Source organism: Bradyrhizobium sp. LeoA1Lang, assembly GCF_055413685.1.
The window spans coordinates 11692-26128 of record NZ_JBVAPG010000052.1; the positions used below are offsets into that span (position 1 = coordinate 11692).

The following is a 14437-nucleotide window of genomic DNA, read 5'->3' on the forward strand; positions in this document are numbered from 1 at the left end:
CAGCGTCGGGGCGCCAGGACCACACGACTTCGCCGTCCGTGATGCGCGTGCTCGTCAGTCATACGCTTCACGTCCACCGCATCTCACCGCAACGTTCGTGACGATCGCGAGCCGCCCCTCATTCGGGTGAGACGCGCGGAGTTAAATCACTGATTTGCCCGACGGCGGAAGCGGAATGTTTTTTGTGCGAGGGCTGGACGGGCCAAATCACGTTGGAATCGCTGGCGAATTTTCTCCTCCGTCATTCCGGGGCATCGCGAAGCGATGAGCCCGGAATCCATTTTACCGCTTGCGCAAGTGGACAAATGGATTCCGGGCTCGCGCTGCGCGCGCCCCGGAATGACGGAGAGTGAGGAGCCCGTGGCCCATCCCTCGAGACGCCGCTTGCGCGGCTCCTCGGGATGAGGACGGCGCTTGTGGCAGCAATCAATAACAGCGGGAAGCGGCGATGGTGTGCAGCTTGGTGTCGCCGAGAAGGTGCGCGGTGAAGGCCGGCGTACCGAACAGTTTTGCAAACGCGGCGTCGCGGATGCTGAGGCCGCCGGCGTAGGCGCCGAAGGCGGGCATCACGGCGCGTTCGCCGTCGCTGGCGAAGCAGCGGCGTTCGACTGCGCGGCCGCGGGTCGAGACGCGGGCCTTGGGATGCAAATGGCCGGCGATCTCGCCGATGGCGCCGGTCGGCTCATGGCGGAATCTGATCCGGCCGATCGCGACTTCGGTAGCGACCATGCCGCCGAGATCGGACGGCAGGGCCGGATCGTGATTGCCCGATATCCAGATCCACTCACGCCGCGCCTGCAGCGCGGTGATGGCGTCGCGATCCTGCGCGCTCATCCGCTCATGCGCGCGCCGGTCATGAAAACTGTCGCCGAGCGCAATCACCATGCGCGGGTCATGCCGGGCAACGACGGCGGCAAGGCGGCCCAGGGTCGCCGCGGTGTCGTAAGGCGGGAGCAGCACGCCGCGTGTGGCGAAGCTCGAACCTTTTTCCAGGTGCAGGTCGGAGACGACGAGCAGGCGCTGCTCTTCCCAGAACAAAGCGCCGGAGAGATCGGCGGCGAACGAAACGCCGGCGACCTCGAAAGTACTTGGGGGGTCGGCAGTAAGAGCCACTTGCTCCGTCATGGCCGGGCTCGTCCCGGCCATCCACGCCTTTCCACACACGCTGAAGCAAAGGACGTGGATGCCCGGGACAAGCCCGGGCATGACGGTGTGGAGAGGGATACGCCCCGAAAATTCATTTCCATTGCTACGATGTCTCATGACATCGCCTCTTTCACGAGCTCGTCGGCGGCTTCTGCCAATAGCGCGTCGGATGCTTCGCCATAAACTGACTCGCGGCCGATTTCCAGCATCACCGGGACTGCGAGCGGCGAAACATGCTCCAGTTCCCGATGAGTGATTCGCCCCTGGATGCGCGCGAGCATGTCGCCGAGCCGTCGCAGATCGAGCAGGCCAGTTGCGGCATCGGCACGCGCCGCGCGCAACAGGACATGATCGGCCTGATGCTTGCGCAGGACGTCATAGACAAGGTCGGTCGAGAACAGTACTTGGCGGCGCGATTTCTCCTCACCGGTATGGCGACGCGCGATTAGCCCTGAGATGATGGCGCAATTGCGGAAGGTGCGCTTCATCAACGCTGATTCGGCGAGCCATGCTTCGAGATCGTCGCCGAGCATGTCGGGATTGAACAGCGCGTTGAGATCAAGCTGGCCGTGCCGGATCAGGTAAGAGAGGTCGCCTAATCCCCAGATCGCGAGCGCATATTCATTGGCCATGAAGCCGAGCGGCCGGGTGCGGGCGCGCTCCATCCGCCGCGTCAGGAGCATGCCGAGCGTCTGGTGCGCGAGCCGCCCCTCGAAGGGATAGCAGACCAGGTAATGCTTGTTGCCGCGCGGAAAGGTTTCGACCAGCAGCTCGCGCACCGCGGGCACACGGGAAAAATCCTTCTGCAGCGACAGCCATTCGTGGACCTGATCCGGCAGCGCATTCCACGCACGGCGATCGTCGAGCAGTTTGCGCACGCGCTCGGCGAGATAGGTGGAGAGCGGGAATTTGCCGCCCATATAGGACGGCACCTTGGCATCCTTGTCATTGGCGCGAGAGACATAGACCTGGTCTTCGACCAGCGCCTCGTAGCGCACCACCTCGCCACCGAAGACAAAAGTGTCGCCGGGCACGAGGCCCTCGATGAAGACTTCCTCGATCTCTCCCAGCACGCGGCCGCCTCGGCCAAGCGCGCCAGTCGAGCCGGTGCCGCCGGCGCGCGAGCGCACCAGCCGAACCTTCAGCATGGTTTCCTCGACGATGGTGCCGACGTTGAGACGGTAGCTCTGCCGCACCCGGGGATTGGCGACGCGCCAGCGGCCCTGCTTGTCCTGCTTGATGCGCGCGAAGCGTTCATAGGTCTTCAGCGCATAGCCGCCGGTGGCGACGAAATCGACGATGTCGTCGAAATCGGCCCGCGTCAGCGACGCGTACGGCGCCGACGTCAGCACCTCCTCATACAATTCGTCGGCAAGGAACGGCTCGCCGCAGGCGCAGCCGAGCACATGCTGCGCCAGCACGTCGAGCGCGCCTGATCGCAGCGGCGGCGTGTCCTGCGCATTCTCGGCGATCGCATCGATCGCGACACGGCATTCCAGGACCTCGAAGCGGTTGGCCGGCACCAGCACGGCACGCGAGGCTTCGTCGAAACGGTGATTGGCGCGGCCGATGCGCTGCATCAATCGCGACGAGCCCTTGGGCGCACCGATATTGATGACGAGGTCGACGTCGCCCCAGTCGACGCCGAGATCGAGCGAGGACGTACAGACCACGCCGCGCAGCCTGCCGGCCGCCATCGCATCCTCGACCTTGCGGCGCTGTGCGACGTCGAGCGAGCCGTGATGCAGCGCGATCGCGAGCCCATCGTCGTTCATGCGCCAGAGATCCTGGAACAGCATCTCGGCCTGGCTGCGCGTGTTGACGAAGACCAGCGTGGTCTTGTTCTGCTTGATCAGTTCATAGATCTCACCGAGCGCATGGCGCGCGGTGTGGCCTGCCCAGGGCAGGCGCTCGCGCGTATCCAGCATCTCGACGATCGGCGGCGCAGCGCCGCCGGCGGTGACGACATCAGCGGCGATTTGCGTGGCCGGTTGCTGCGGCACCAGGAAGCGCGCGAGTTGTTCCGGCTCGGCGACCGTCGCCGACAGGCCGATCGCGCGCATCTCCGGCGCGAGCCGCCATAGCCGCGCGAGCCCAAGCGACAACAGGTCACCTCTCTTGGAGGTCACCAGCGCGTGCAATTCGTCGAGCACGATGCGCTTCAAGGAGGAGAACAGGAACGGCGCGTCGTCGGATGACAATAACAGCGCGAGCTGTTCGGGCGTGGTGAGCAGGATATCCGGCGGATAACGCCGCTGCCGCTGTCGGCGCGACACCGGCGTATCACCGGTGCGGGTCTCGATCTTGATCGGCAGTCCCATCTCGGCGACCGGCGCTTCCAGATTGCGCGCGATGTCGACCGCGAGCGCCTTCAGCGGAGAGATGTAGAGGGTGTGGAGGCCGCCCGTGCGCTTCACGCTGCGGCCGGCGGAGATGAGGTTGGAGCGTGCCGCACTTGAGAGCGCTCCCTCGCCGCTGGCGAGCTGGTCATTCTCCCTCCCCTTGAAAGGACCTTTCAGGGGGAGGTGTGAGGCCGCGCTCAGTTCCACCAATGTTGGCAGGAAGCCGGCGAGCGTCTTGCCGGCGCCTGTGGGCGCGATCAGCAGCGCCGAACGGTTTTCGCGCGCCTTTGCCAATAGCGCGAGCTGATGCTCGCGCGGCGACCAGCCACGGTCCGCGAACCATTTCTGGAAGCGGACAGGCAGGAGAAATTCGGCCTCGGTCGAGGTCGCGGGCTGGGTCAGGACGGGCACAGGGTAGAGCTATGCCCTCAAGGAGGCTTCGTCGAGGGGTGCGAGTCGCCCGCCAGTCCCACCACTGTCGTCCCGGGTTTGACCCGGGACCCATAGCCACAGGGCCCTCTAGTGCGCTCCGCTGCAACCGCTTGCGCACGCCATAACGCCTCCCTGTGGTTATGGGTCCCCGCCTTCGGGGACGACAGCGGAGATGCGGCGCGGCCCCCTACTCCGTCACGGGCTTGTCGGAGATGTCCCAGTCCTTGCCGTTGAAGATCGAGATGTAGAGTGTCTTCATCGGCGTGTAGTCCTCGGGCGTGTAGCTGAAATCGACGCCGTCGAGGAAATAGGGCGAGTGGAAGCCGGCGAGCGTGGTGGCGTGCTCCAGCACATTGGCGCGGGTGAGATCGTCGCCGCAGCGGCGCAGGATTTCCGCCATGGTCGCGACCTGGCCGTAGCCGGCGAACGCGATGGTGTTGTCGGGATCGACATTGGGCAGATATTTCTTCCGCAATTCCTCGAAGGCGAGCACGTCCGGGTCCTTCTCGAAGCGCGGCACGCCGACCTCTTTGGCGTAGCGGATCGCGACGATGCCGGTTGCGTTCTCAAGCCCCGCGGCGTTCAGGATCGAGCGGCCGGTCGAGCCCGCCGACAATAGATGCAGCGGCTTCCAGCCAAGCTCGGCGACCTTGCGGATCGACTGCGACGTCGCCTTGCCAGTGGTGATGTTGTAGAAGACGTCGGCGCCCGATTTCGAGAGATTGATGAGCTGCGAGTCGACGGTCGGATCGGTGAGATCATAGGTCTGCTCCATGATCACCTGCGCCTTGCCGCCGGCATCCGCCAACACCTTCTTGAACGGCCCCAGGAAATCGCGGCCGAAATCGTCGTTCTGGTAGAGGATGCCGACTTTCGCGTCCGGCTTCACGGCCACGACGTGCTTGGCCAGGATGCGCGCTTCGGTCGGGTAGAGCGGCAGACCGGCCATGGTCCACTTGAAATTCTTCGGGTCATTCCATTTCGACGCGCCGGTGTTGAGCAGCAACTGCGGCACGCCCTTGGAATTGAGATATTTGTGCACGGCGGTCTGCGGCGCGGTGCCGAGCGAACCATAGAGCGCGAGCACTTCCTCCTGCTCCACCAGCCGACGCGTGGCCTCGACGCATTTCGGCGCGCTATAGGCATCGTCCATGGTCAAGAATTTGACCTTGCGCCCGTTGATGCCGCCCTTCTCGTTCAGCATCTGGAAATAGGCTTCGCCGACGCGCCCGAGCACGCCGTACAGCGAGCCGGGGCCGGAATGCGGCACGGTCTGGCCGAGCTTGATCTCGGTGTCGCTCGAGCCCGGATCATATTTCTTCTCGGCGGCCCAGACATAGGGCGCGGGCAAGGTGGATGCGGCGAACGCACTGATGGCGGTGGCGCAGAACTCGCGCCTCGTTTGCTTTTTCATTGTTGTTGTCTCTCCCTAGACGACAACAATGATCAACATTCCGCCTGGCTCGGCAATACCGAACTTTTGCCTTTGCGACGCAATGCCGCTTGAGCAGTTCCGCTGCGCGGAAAAGATAGCGTCTAGACTCAAGTTTTGTCCGATGCCGTAGCCCGGGTGGAGCGCAGCGCAACCCGGGGCATCTGCCTCCGCGTCTGCGAGCCGTCCCGGGTTACGCTTCGCTTCACCCGGGCTACGGCACTTACGTCTTGCTCGCGACAACCACCAGGCTGGGGACGGGCACCTTGCCTTCGTTGCGGGTGGAGGCGGGCTGCAGCGCGGATAAGTTCAGGCCTGCGGCCTCGATTGCTGCGCCGATGTAGGACGCGCCGTGCGCATAACGCAGCCCGTCGCCGATCACGACGCCTTCACCTTCATGCGTCTCGGCGGTGAAGGCGACGACGCCACCGGGCGCGAGCACACGTCCAGCCTCGGCCAGCACAGGCGCGAGATCGCAGACATAGACCATGGCGTCGGCCGCGAGGATGAGGTCGGCGCTGGCGTCATCCTTGTCGCGCAGGCCGTTCAGCATGTCCTGGACCTCGAGATTGGCATAGAGGCCCGTGGCGCGCGCCTGCTCGATCATGCCCGGCGACAGGTCGATGCCGATGAAGCGATCGACGTTCTTGGCAAAGGCTGCCGCCCCGAGCCCGGTGCCGCAGCCGAGATCGATGCCGCGCTTGAAAGAGGCGGGCTTGTTCGCGGCGGCGCGCGCCGAGAGCACCGCCTTGAGCAATAGCGACGGGCCGCGATAGCCGAGATCGTGCAGCAGGGCCTCGTCGAAGCGCGGCGCGTATTGATCGAACAACGCCTGCACATAGGCTTTCGGCATGTCGGACAGTCCTTCCGCGCCGAGTTGCATCAGATGCAGGCTGGCGCCGTGATGGTCCTGTGGATCGCCATCGCGGGCCCGGCGGAAAGCTGCGATCGCCGCCTCGCGTTCGCCGAGCTTTTGTCGGATCTCGCCGAGCACGAACCAGGCGGAGACGAAATGCGGTGCGAGCTCGATCGCCTGCTCGAGCAGGCCGGCGGCGGCGGCGAGATCGCCCCGCATTTGCAGGTCGCGCGCGAATCCATAGCGGCGGTCGGCAACGAGATCGCCGGAGGACAGGAAGAGACGTCTAGGCATACGTCAAGAACCATATTGGTCATGGCCGGGCGCCGGCCCGGCAGCGAAAGCGGTACTTTTCCGGGAGATGGAAGCGCGGGTCAAGGGCTGCGCTCCACGGCTAAACATCGCGGCCAAACTGCCTATATAGGCGGCATGCGTCCCCAAGACATCCTGATGCCAGTTGCCGCCGGTCTCTGCTGCAAGGTGGGCGGCTTCCATATCGATCCGGTCCGCCCTGTGGAGCGCGCGGTCATCACCCATGGCCATTCCGACCATGCGCGGGCTGGCCACGGCGCGGTGCTGGCCACCCAGGAGACGCTCGACATGATGCGGCTGCGCTATGGCGAGAATTTCGCCGGCTCGACGCAGGCGGTGCGCTATGGCGAGGAGATCAGGCTCGGCGACGTCACGGTGAAATTCCATCCCGCCGGCCATGTGCTGGGCTCGGCGCAGATCGCGGTCTACTGCAAGGATCTCTGCATCGTCGCCTCCGGCGACTACAAGGATGCGCGCGATTCGACCTGCGCGCCGTTCGAGCTGGTGCCCTGCGACGTCTTCATCACGGAGGCGACCTTCGGCCTGCCGGTGTTCCGGCACGGCAATGCAGCGGATGAGGTGAAAAAGCTATTGGCCTCAGTGGCGCTGTTTCCGGAGCGCGCGCATCTGGTCGGCGCCTATTCGCTCGGAAAGGCGCAGCGCGTGATCGCGCTGCTGCGCGAGGCCGGCTATGACGCTCCGATCTATTTGCACGGCGCGATGGAGAAGATCACGCGCTATTACGAGAGCCGCGGCGTTGCGCTCGGCGACTTGCGCCCGGTTCGCGGCATGAAGAAGGCCGAGCTTGCCGGCACCATCACACTGGCGCCGCCGACGGCGACCTCCGACATCTGGACACGGCGCTTTCCCGATCCCGTCACCGCGTTTGCCTCGGGCTGGATGCGGGTGCGCGCCCGCGCGCGGCAGCGCGGCGTCGAACTGCCGTTGGTGATCTCAGACCATGCCGACTGGGACGGCTTGACTGCGACGATCGGGGCCACCGGCGCCGGCGAGGTGTGGGTGACGCACGGCCAGGAAGACGCGCTGGTGCATTGGTGCAAGTCGCGCGGACTTGCCGCGCGGCCGCTCGATCTCGTCGGGTATGGCGATGAGGAGGAGACCGAGGCCGTGCTCGAGGGCGAGGAAGGCGGGGCATGAACCGTTTCGCCGAACTGCTGGATCGCCTCACCTATGAGCCCGGCCGCAACAATAAACTCAAACTGCTCACGGCCTATCTGCGCGACACCGAAGATCCCGACCGCGGCTATGCGCTGGCGGCGCTCACCGGCGCGCTGTCGTTCAAACACGCCAAGCCGGGCCTGATCCGCGACCTGATCATGGAGCGCACCGATCCGGTGCTGTTCGGATTCTCCTATGACTACGTCGGCGACCTTTCGGAAACGGTGGCGCTGATGTGGCCGAAAGTGGCGCTGGCGGGCCACAATAATCCCCCGCCCCCGACACTGACCGAGGTCGTCACCCGGCTGCGCACGCTCGGCAAGACCGAACTGCCGACGCAGCTTGCGCGCTGGCTGGACGAACTCGACGAGACCGGACGCTGGGCGCTGCTAAAGCTCGTCACCGGCGCGATGCGGATCGGGATTTCGGCGCGGCTGGCGAAGACCGCGGCCGCGGCACTTGGCGAGAAAGACCCGCACGAGATCGAATTGATGTGGCCGGGGCTGGCGCCGCCCTATCTCGATCTGTTCGCCTGGCTGGAGGGCCGTGCCGAAAAACCCGTCAACCGCGACCCGGCGCCGTTCCGCCCGGTGATGCTGGCGCATGCGATCGAGGATGCGGATTTCGCCAGTCTCGATCCGGCCGATTTCATCGCCGAATGGAAATGGGACGGCATCCGCGTGCAGGCGGTCGCTGGACGCGACGAACGCGGGCACTTGCAGGTGCGGCTGTATTCGCGATCCGGCGAGGACATCACCAACAGCTTTCCGGACCTGTTGCCCTCGCTGCATCTGCCCGGCGCGATCGACGGCGAGCTGCTGGTGCTGCGCGACGGGCGGGTGCAGACCTTCAACGTGCTGCAGCAGCGGCTGAACCGCAAAGTCGTGTCGCCGAAACTGATGAAGGATTATCCGATCCATCTGCGCGCCTATGATCTGCTCGGCGACGACGAGAACGATCTGCGCGAACTGCCGTTCGAGGAGCGTCGCGCGCATCTGGAAAGCTTCATCAAGAAGCTCGCCGATCCGCGCATCGACCTGTCACCGACCGTCCCCTTCACCGATTGGCCCGCGCTGACGGCGGCGCGCGCCGATCCCGCCGGCGCCGGCGCCGGGCTCGATGCGGAAGCGGTTGAGGGCGTGATGCTGAAGCGGCGCGATGCGCCGTATCTGCCGGGACGGCCGAAGGGACAATGGTGGAAGTGGAAGCGCGATCCGCACATCATCGATGCGGTCCTGATGTATGCGCAGCGCGGCCACGGCAAGCGCTCGTCCTATTATTCCGACTATACCTTCGGCGTCTGGACCAATGGCGATGCTGGCGACGAGCTGGTGCCGGTCGGCAAGGCCTATTTCGGCTTTACAGATGAGGAATTGTTGCAGATCGACCGCTTCGTCCGCCGCAACACCACCGAGAAATTCGGACCCGTCCGCCACGTCGTGCACGAGCCGGACCAGGGGCTGGTGCTGGAAGTCGCGTTCGAGGGTCTGCAGCGCTCACCACGGCACAAATCGGGCGTCGCGATGCGCTTTCCGCGCATCAACCGATTGCGCTGGGACAAGCCGCCGCGCGAGGCCGACCGGCTGGAGACGCTGGAGCGGATGCTGAAGAGTGTGACGGCAAATTAAAGGTTCCAGGCGTGGATGATAAGCATTGACGGCGCGGCGCGGGTTCCCCATGTGCTCCGCCTTGCCTATAATGCGGATGCAGACCCGCGAGGAGACAGCAATGCCTGACGACGTCCGTGACTTGCCGGCCAGCCAGAATGACGGTTTGTACCGCTTTCTCGGCGGCTCGCCGCTGTCGGTCGCCTTCCGGCTGATCCTCTTGTCGATCCTGGTCGGCGTGGTGCTCGCGGCTGTTGGATTCGATCCCTGGAACATCATCCACAGCATCCGCCTGCTGTTCCAGCGGCTGTGGGACTTAGGGTTCGACACCATCAACTGGTTGTGGCGCTATTTTCTGCTTGGCGCCGTGATCGTGATCCCGGTCTGGCTGTTGTCGCGGCTGTTCGGCACGCCGCGCGGCCGCTAGCTGTCGCGGACCGGGGCGATGCAACTGCGATTTGTCGGCTGCGGTGACGCCTTCGGCTCCGGCGGCCGCGCGAACACCTGCTTCCACGTCACCGGCAGAAGCGTCGATTTCCTGATCGATTGCGGCGCGTCCTCGTTGCCGGCCATGAAGCGGCTCGAGATCGCGCGCGATGAGATCGATCTGATCCTGATCACGCATTTCCACGGCGATCATTTCGCCGGCCTGCCGTTCTTCCTGCTAGATGCGCAGTTCTCGCGGCGCAGCCGGCCGCTGGTGATCGCGGGGCCTGAGGGTATCGAGACGCGACTGCCACAGGTGATGGAAGCGCGGTTCGAGCATTCGTCGAAGACAAAGCAGCGCTTCGATCTCTCCGTCGTACCGCTGGTGCCGGAACAAAGCCGCAGCTTCGGCGCGGTGAAGGTGACGCCCTATCCGGTGGTGCACGGCGAATCCGGCGGGCCGTTCCTTAGCCTTCGCATCGAGGCCGAGGGCCGCGTCATCAGCTACAGCGCCGACACCGAATGGACGGAGGCGCTGATCCCGGCGGCGCGCAACGCCGACCTGTTCATCGCGGAAGCCTATACCTACGACAAGATCGTCAAGAACCATCTCAGCCTGACGACGCTGGAAGCGCATCTGCCCGAGATCGGCGCCAAGCGGCTGGTGCTGACCCATATGAGCGACGACATGCTCGGCCGCGTGGACGAGCTGCCCTACACCACTGCCAGCGACGGCATGGTGGTGGTGTTCTAGAAGATGCACGCACCAAACCCATCCGCGGAGGTCACGAGCAGGCAGGTGTTCGCCATCGCGGGTCCCGCGATGATCGCGAATCTGACAACGCCGCTGATCGGGATCGTCTCCACCACCGCGATCGGACGGCTGGATGACGCGGCGCTGCTCGGCGGCGTCGCGATGGCCTCCGTGCTGTTCGACTGCATGTTCTGGCTGTTCGCGTTCCTGCGCATGAGCACGGTCGCCTTCACCGCCCAGTCGCTCGGCGCCGGCGAGACGCAGGAACTGCGTGCGATCCTGGTGCGCGGCTTCATCGTCGCGGCAGTCATCGGCGCCGCGCTGATCGTGCTGCAGGTGCCGCTCTCGGCGATCCTGCTCAGCGCGATGGGCGGCAGCGAGGGCGTGACGGCAGCCGCGAAGACCTATTTCCTGATCCGCATCTGGTCGGCGCCGCTCGCGCTCGCCAATTACGTCGTGCTCGGCTGGCTGATCGGCCAGGCGCGGGCGACATTGGCGCTGTCGACGCAGATCGCGATTAACGTCGTCAACATGGCGGCGACCATGCTGCTGGTGCTGGTGTTCAATCTCGGCATCGCCGGCGCGGCGGTCGCCGCTGTGATCGCGGAAGCGGCCGGGCTGGTGCTCGGCATCCTCATCGCGCGGCATCTCACCGGCGGACAGCTCGACATCCCGCCCGGCACGCTGTTTGCGCGCGAAAAACTGATGCGGATGCTCGCGGTCAACCGCGACATCATGATCCGCACCGCAGCGCTGATCACGGCGTTTTTGTTCTTCACCGCGCAAGGCGCCCGCGCCGGCGACGTCACGCTGGCGGCGAACGCGGTGTTGAACAATTTCCTCCTGGTCAGCGCCTTCTTCCTCGACGGCCTCGCCAATGCCGCCGAACAGCTTTGCGGCCGCGCCTATGGCGCGCGCGACCGCTATGCGTTTGCCGGCGCGGTGCGGCTGGTCATCGTCTGGGGCTTTGTGTTCGCGCTCGCGGTGATGGCGGCGTTCGCGCTGTTCGGGCCGGCGCTGATCGATATCATGACCGCGAACACGGAGGTGCGGCAGGCTGCACGCGCGTTCCTGCTGTTCGTGATCCTGTCGCCGCTGCTGGCAGTGTTCGCCTTCGCCTATGACGGCGTCTATATCGGCGCGACCTGGGCGCGCGACATGCGCAATCTGATGGTGCTGTCGCTCGTGATCTTCCTCGCCGCTTGGTTCCTGCTGCGCCCCTTCGGCAATGCCGGGCTGTGGACCGCGCTGCTGGTGCACTACGCCGCGCGCGGCGGATTGGAAGCGCTGCGCTATCCGGCGCTGTTCAGGGCGTCATTTCTCAAGCCGTAGATGCCGTAGCCCGGATGGAGCGCAGCGCAATCCGGGGCCTTCAGTGTTGCGGAGAGCGGCTTCCCGGATTGCGCTTCGCTCCATCCGGGCTACGAAGTCTCTACCGTACCGGCCAGTCCTCGGCGGTAATTGTCGCAGCATCAGCGCCGACGATTTCGGACAGCGAGTCGCGGCCGGTGCGCAGGAGCGTCGAGGAGAGATCGCGCTTGATGTCGTCGACGAGACCGAGGCCTTTATAGACCAGCGCGGAGTAAAGCTGGATCAGGCTGGCGCCGGCGCGGATTTTTGTCAGTGCGGCGCCGCCGGAATCGATGCCGCCGACACCGATCAGCGGAAATGCGCCCTCCGCGCGCACATAGGTCTCCGCCACCATCCGCGTCGACAGGCGGAACAGCGGCCGCCCGGAGAGACCGCCCTGCTCTTTCGCGCGGGCCTGCTCGCGCAAGATCGAGGGCCGCGCCAGCGTGGTGTTGGCGACGATCATGCCGTCGACGCGGCGCGAGCGCGCAATGTGCACGACGTCGTCGAGTTCGGCGAGACTTAAGTCCGGCGCGATCTTCAAGAGCACCGGCGAGTCGCCGGCATTCTTCCGCACCCGCTCGCGGGTATCGATGACCCGCGCCAGGAGGTCGTCGAGCGCCGCCGATTGCTGCAGATTGCGCAAGCCCGGCGTGTTCGGCGAGGATACGTTGATGGTGAAGTAGCTCGCGACCGGCGCAAAGGTCTCGATCAGCTTCACATAGTCGGCGGTACGATCAGGCGAATCCTTGTTGGCGCCGACATTGACGCCGACGATGCCGGAAAGATGCGCGCGGCTGGCGAGCCGCCGCAGCACCACCGCCGCGCCGTCATTGTTGAAGCCCATGCGGTTGATGACGGCCTCATCCCGCTCGAGCCGGAACAGCCGCGGCCTGGCATTGCCGGCCTGCGGCAGCGGCGTCACCGAGCCAATCTCGACAAAGCCGAAGCCGAGCTTGAGCAGCGCATCGGGCGCCTCCGCGTTCTTGTCGAAGCCCGCGGCCATGCCGATCGGATTGGGAAAATTCAAGCCGAACGCTCGCACCGCGAGCTTCGGGTCATCCAGCCGCTGGCGGATCGGCGGCAGGAAGCGCAGGCCCTGGATCGCCAGCCGGTGGGCGTCCTCCGGATCGAGCCAGCGCAGCAGCGGCAGCGAGACGGCATCGAAGGCGCGGATCACGGGAGCTGCTCCGGGATCACATGGGTGCCGTCGGCGCGTGCCGGCAGGTCGTAGACCGCGGTGACCGCACCGAGATCGAGCTCGCCATAGAGATGCGGAAACAATTCATCGTTACGGGAAGGCTCCCAGCGCAGGGCGTCACCGAGTGCATCAGCGTCAACCGCGATCAGGAACAGGCCGGCCTGACCGAAAAAGTGCTTCCGCGCGGTCCCGGCGAGTTGGGATGCGGTGGAGAAGTGGATGAAACCGTCGCGCAGATCGTCGGCACTACCCCGATACACCCCGGCCCGCTCGGCCTCGCGCCAGGCCGAGGCAGGGCTGATTTTATAGATCGTGCGCACCTTTCCGGTGTCCCCTGCTTGTCGCTTGAGTCTGTTGGGGTTTTCCCGAAACTGGTCGGGTCAGTGAGGGAACGTATCGACGCCCGTGGCGCAACTCAAGCGCCACAGCAGGGCCGATTGGGGACATTTGCGGAAAGCCGCGGGTTCCGGCAATAATTCCTAAATCCGAACGGCGGAATTCCGATGGTCAGACCGCCCAAGCAATCGCGCCTGCTCACCCACGGCCAGGTCTGGGCCGCGCTGGACCGGCTTGCGGAGCGCGCCGGAATGTCGCCGTCCGGGCTTGCCCGGCGCGCCGGGCTGGACCCCACGACCTTCAACAAGTCCAAACGCATCACCGCCGACGGCCGCGAGCGCTGGCCATCGACCGAATCGGTCGCCAAGGCGCTCGCCGCGACCAATGTGTCCATCGACGCCTTCGTGCAGTTGATCGGCGATGGCGGCGGCCGCGGCGGCCCCTCGGTGCCGCTGATCGGCCTCGCCGAGGCGGCGGCAAGCGATGCTTTCGACGACAACGGCTTTCCGACCGGCAAAGGCTGGGACGAGGTGGCGCTGCCGACGATCCCGGACGAGCACGCCTACGCGCTCGAAATCTCCGGCGATACGCTGCGGCCGGTTTTCCGCGAGGGCGACGTCATCCTGGTGTCGCCCTCAACCCCGATCCGCCGCGGTGACCGCGTGGTGCTGCGGACGAAGGACGGTGAGATGCTGGTGAAGGAGTGCAAACGCCGCACGGCAAAGACGCTCGAATTGCAGTCGTTCAATCCGGCGGAGCCGGATCGCACGCTCGCAGCCGAGGATGTGGCCTGGATCGCGCGGATCGTGTGGGTGAGGCAGTGAGGGCAGCGCGGGCGAAGATACCGCTCCGCACATGCTTGATACCTCGAACCAAGTTTCGAGGGCTACGACTTCGAAGCTTGAATCACATCCGTAACGGATCCGCCAATGCACTAGATTTGCTTCCGCTTTCGGCGAGATAGTGGCCATAGCCGCGTCTGCCGGTGGCTCGCCCTCGTAGCAAATGACCCGACCCAGACATCAGGCGATTTCCCGTCTTGTGCCGCTATAGAAGGGATATTG

General features: G+C 65.3%; 12 protein-coding genes. 6 read left to right on the forward strand and 6 right to left on the reverse strand.

Going from position 1 to position 14437, the window contains the following annotated elements:
* Positions 1-426: 426 nt before the first annotated feature.
* The 4 genes from pdeM to ACZYOF_RS19045 form a co-directional block, all read right to left on the reverse strand.
* Positions 427-1125 (reverse strand): ligase-associated DNA damage response endonuclease PdeM, encoded by a 699-nt coding sequence (gene pdeM, locus ACZYOF_RS19030; protein ID WP_282532747.1) that lies wholly within the window; start codon positions 1123-1125, stop codon positions 427-429.
* 134 nt (positions 1126-1259) lie between these two features.
* On the reverse strand, positions 1260-3899 hold the full coding sequence (locus ACZYOF_RS19035; protein ID WP_463716723.1) for a ligase-associated DNA damage response DEXH box helicase: 2640 nt from the start codon (positions 3897-3899) through the stop codon (positions 1260-1262).
* Positions 3900-4107: 208 nt separating this feature from the next.
* Entirely contained in the window at positions 4108-5334 is a 1227-nt protein-coding gene (locus ACZYOF_RS19040) for an ABC transporter substrate-binding protein (RefSeq protein WP_463716724.1), read from the reverse strand.
* Positions 5335-5575: 241 nt separating this feature from the next.
* On the reverse strand, positions 5576-6502 hold the full coding sequence (locus tag ACZYOF_RS19045) for a class I SAM-dependent DNA methyltransferase (protein ID WP_463716725.1): 927 nt from the start codon (positions 6500-6502) through the stop codon (positions 5576-5578).
* Between the two features lie 135 nt (positions 6503-6637).
* Between ACZYOF_RS19045 and ACZYOF_RS19050 the strand changes: the two genes are divergently transcribed.
* The 5 genes from ACZYOF_RS19050 (at position 6638) to ACZYOF_RS19070 (ending at position 11818) form a co-directional block, all read left to right on the forward strand.
* Positions 6638-7678 (forward strand): ligase-associated DNA damage response exonuclease, encoded by a 1041-nt coding sequence (locus ACZYOF_RS19050; protein WP_463716726.1) that lies wholly within the window; start codon positions 6638-6640, stop codon positions 7676-7678.
* The gene (locus ACZYOF_RS19055) at positions 7675-9327 is read left to right on the forward strand and encodes an ATP-dependent DNA ligase (protein ID WP_463716727.1); all 1653 of its coding nucleotides are present in this window, start codon (positions 7675-7677) and stop codon (positions 9325-9327) included. Before ACZYOF_RS19050 ends, ACZYOF_RS19055 begins: the two co-directional genes overlap by 4 nt.
* A 100-nt stretch (positions 9328-9427) precedes the next feature.
* Positions 9428-9733 (forward strand): DUF6460 domain-containing protein, encoded by a 306-nt coding sequence (locus tag ACZYOF_RS19060; protein WP_165421018.1) that lies wholly within the window; start codon positions 9428-9430, stop codon positions 9731-9733.
* An 18-nt stretch (positions 9734-9751) separates the two neighbouring features.
* Positions 9752-10486, forward strand: coding sequence for an MBL fold metallo-hydrolase (locus ACZYOF_RS19065; protein ID WP_463716728.1), 735 nt, complete (start codon positions 9752-9754; stop codon positions 10484-10486).
* Between the two features lie 3 nt (positions 10487-10489).
* Positions 10490-11818 (forward strand): MATE family efflux transporter, encoded by a 1329-nt coding sequence (locus tag ACZYOF_RS19070; protein ID WP_463716729.1) that lies wholly within the window; start codon positions 10490-10492, stop codon positions 11816-11818.
* A gap of 100 nt (positions 11819-11918) precedes the next feature.
* Here the strand turns inward: ACZYOF_RS19070 and ACZYOF_RS19075 are convergent, their stop codons facing one another.
* Together ACZYOF_RS19075 and ACZYOF_RS19080 are read right to left on the reverse strand one after the other, a co-directional pair.
* A complete protein-coding gene (locus ACZYOF_RS19075) occupies positions 11919-13016 on the reverse strand; it encodes a quinone-dependent dihydroorotate dehydrogenase (RefSeq protein ID WP_130577671.1) in 1098 nt (365 codons plus the stop codon).
* Positions 13013-13357, reverse strand: coding sequence for a DUF952 domain-containing protein (locus tag ACZYOF_RS19080; protein ID WP_463716730.1), 345 nt, complete (start codon positions 13355-13357; stop codon positions 13013-13015). Before ACZYOF_RS19080 ends, ACZYOF_RS19075 begins: the two co-directional genes overlap by 4 nt.
* 183 nt (positions 13358-13540) lie before the next feature.
* Between ACZYOF_RS19080 and ACZYOF_RS19085 the strand changes: the two genes are divergently transcribed.
* Positions 13541-14197, forward strand: coding sequence for a S24 family peptidase (locus tag ACZYOF_RS19085; protein ID WP_463716731.1), 657 nt, complete (start codon positions 13541-13543; stop codon positions 14195-14197).
* Positions 14198-14437 lie beyond the last annotated feature (240 nt).

Bases quoted from the DNA above. Each gene is read 5' to 3' on its own strand.
- pdeM (WP_282532747.1), bottom strand. From the start codon at position 1,125: ATGACGGAGCAAGTGGCTCTTACTGCCGACCCCCCAAGTACTTTCGAG.
- ACZYOF_RS19040 (WP_463716724.1), bottom strand. From the start codon at position 5,334: ATGAAAAAGCAAACGAGGCGCGAGTTCTGCGCCACCGCCATCAGTGCG.
- ACZYOF_RS19045 (WP_463716725.1), bottom strand. From the start codon at position 6,502: ATGCCTAGACGTCTCTTCCTGTCCTCCGGCGATCTCGTTGCCGACCGC.
- ACZYOF_RS19050 (WP_463716726.1), top strand. From the start codon at position 6,638: ATGCGTCCCCAAGACATCCTGATGCCAGTTGCCGCCGGTCTCTGCTGC.
- ACZYOF_RS19055 (WP_463716727.1), top strand. From the start codon at position 7,675: ATGAACCGTTTCGCCGAACTGCTGGATCGCCTCACCTATGAGCCCGGC.
- ACZYOF_RS19060 (WP_165421018.1), top strand. From the start codon at position 9,428: ATGCCTGACGACGTCCGTGACTTGCCGGCCAGCCAGAATGACGGTTTG.
- ACZYOF_RS19065 (WP_463716728.1), top strand. From the start codon at position 9,752: ATGCAACTGCGATTTGTCGGCTGCGGTGACGCCTTCGGCTCCGGCGGC.
- ACZYOF_RS19070 (WP_463716729.1), top strand. From the start codon at position 10,490: ATGCACGCACCAAACCCATCCGCGGAGGTCACGAGCAGGCAGGTGTTC.
- ACZYOF_RS19085 (WP_463716731.1), top strand. From the start codon at position 13,541: ATGGTCAGACCGCCCAAGCAATCGCGCCTGCTCACCCACGGCCAGGTC.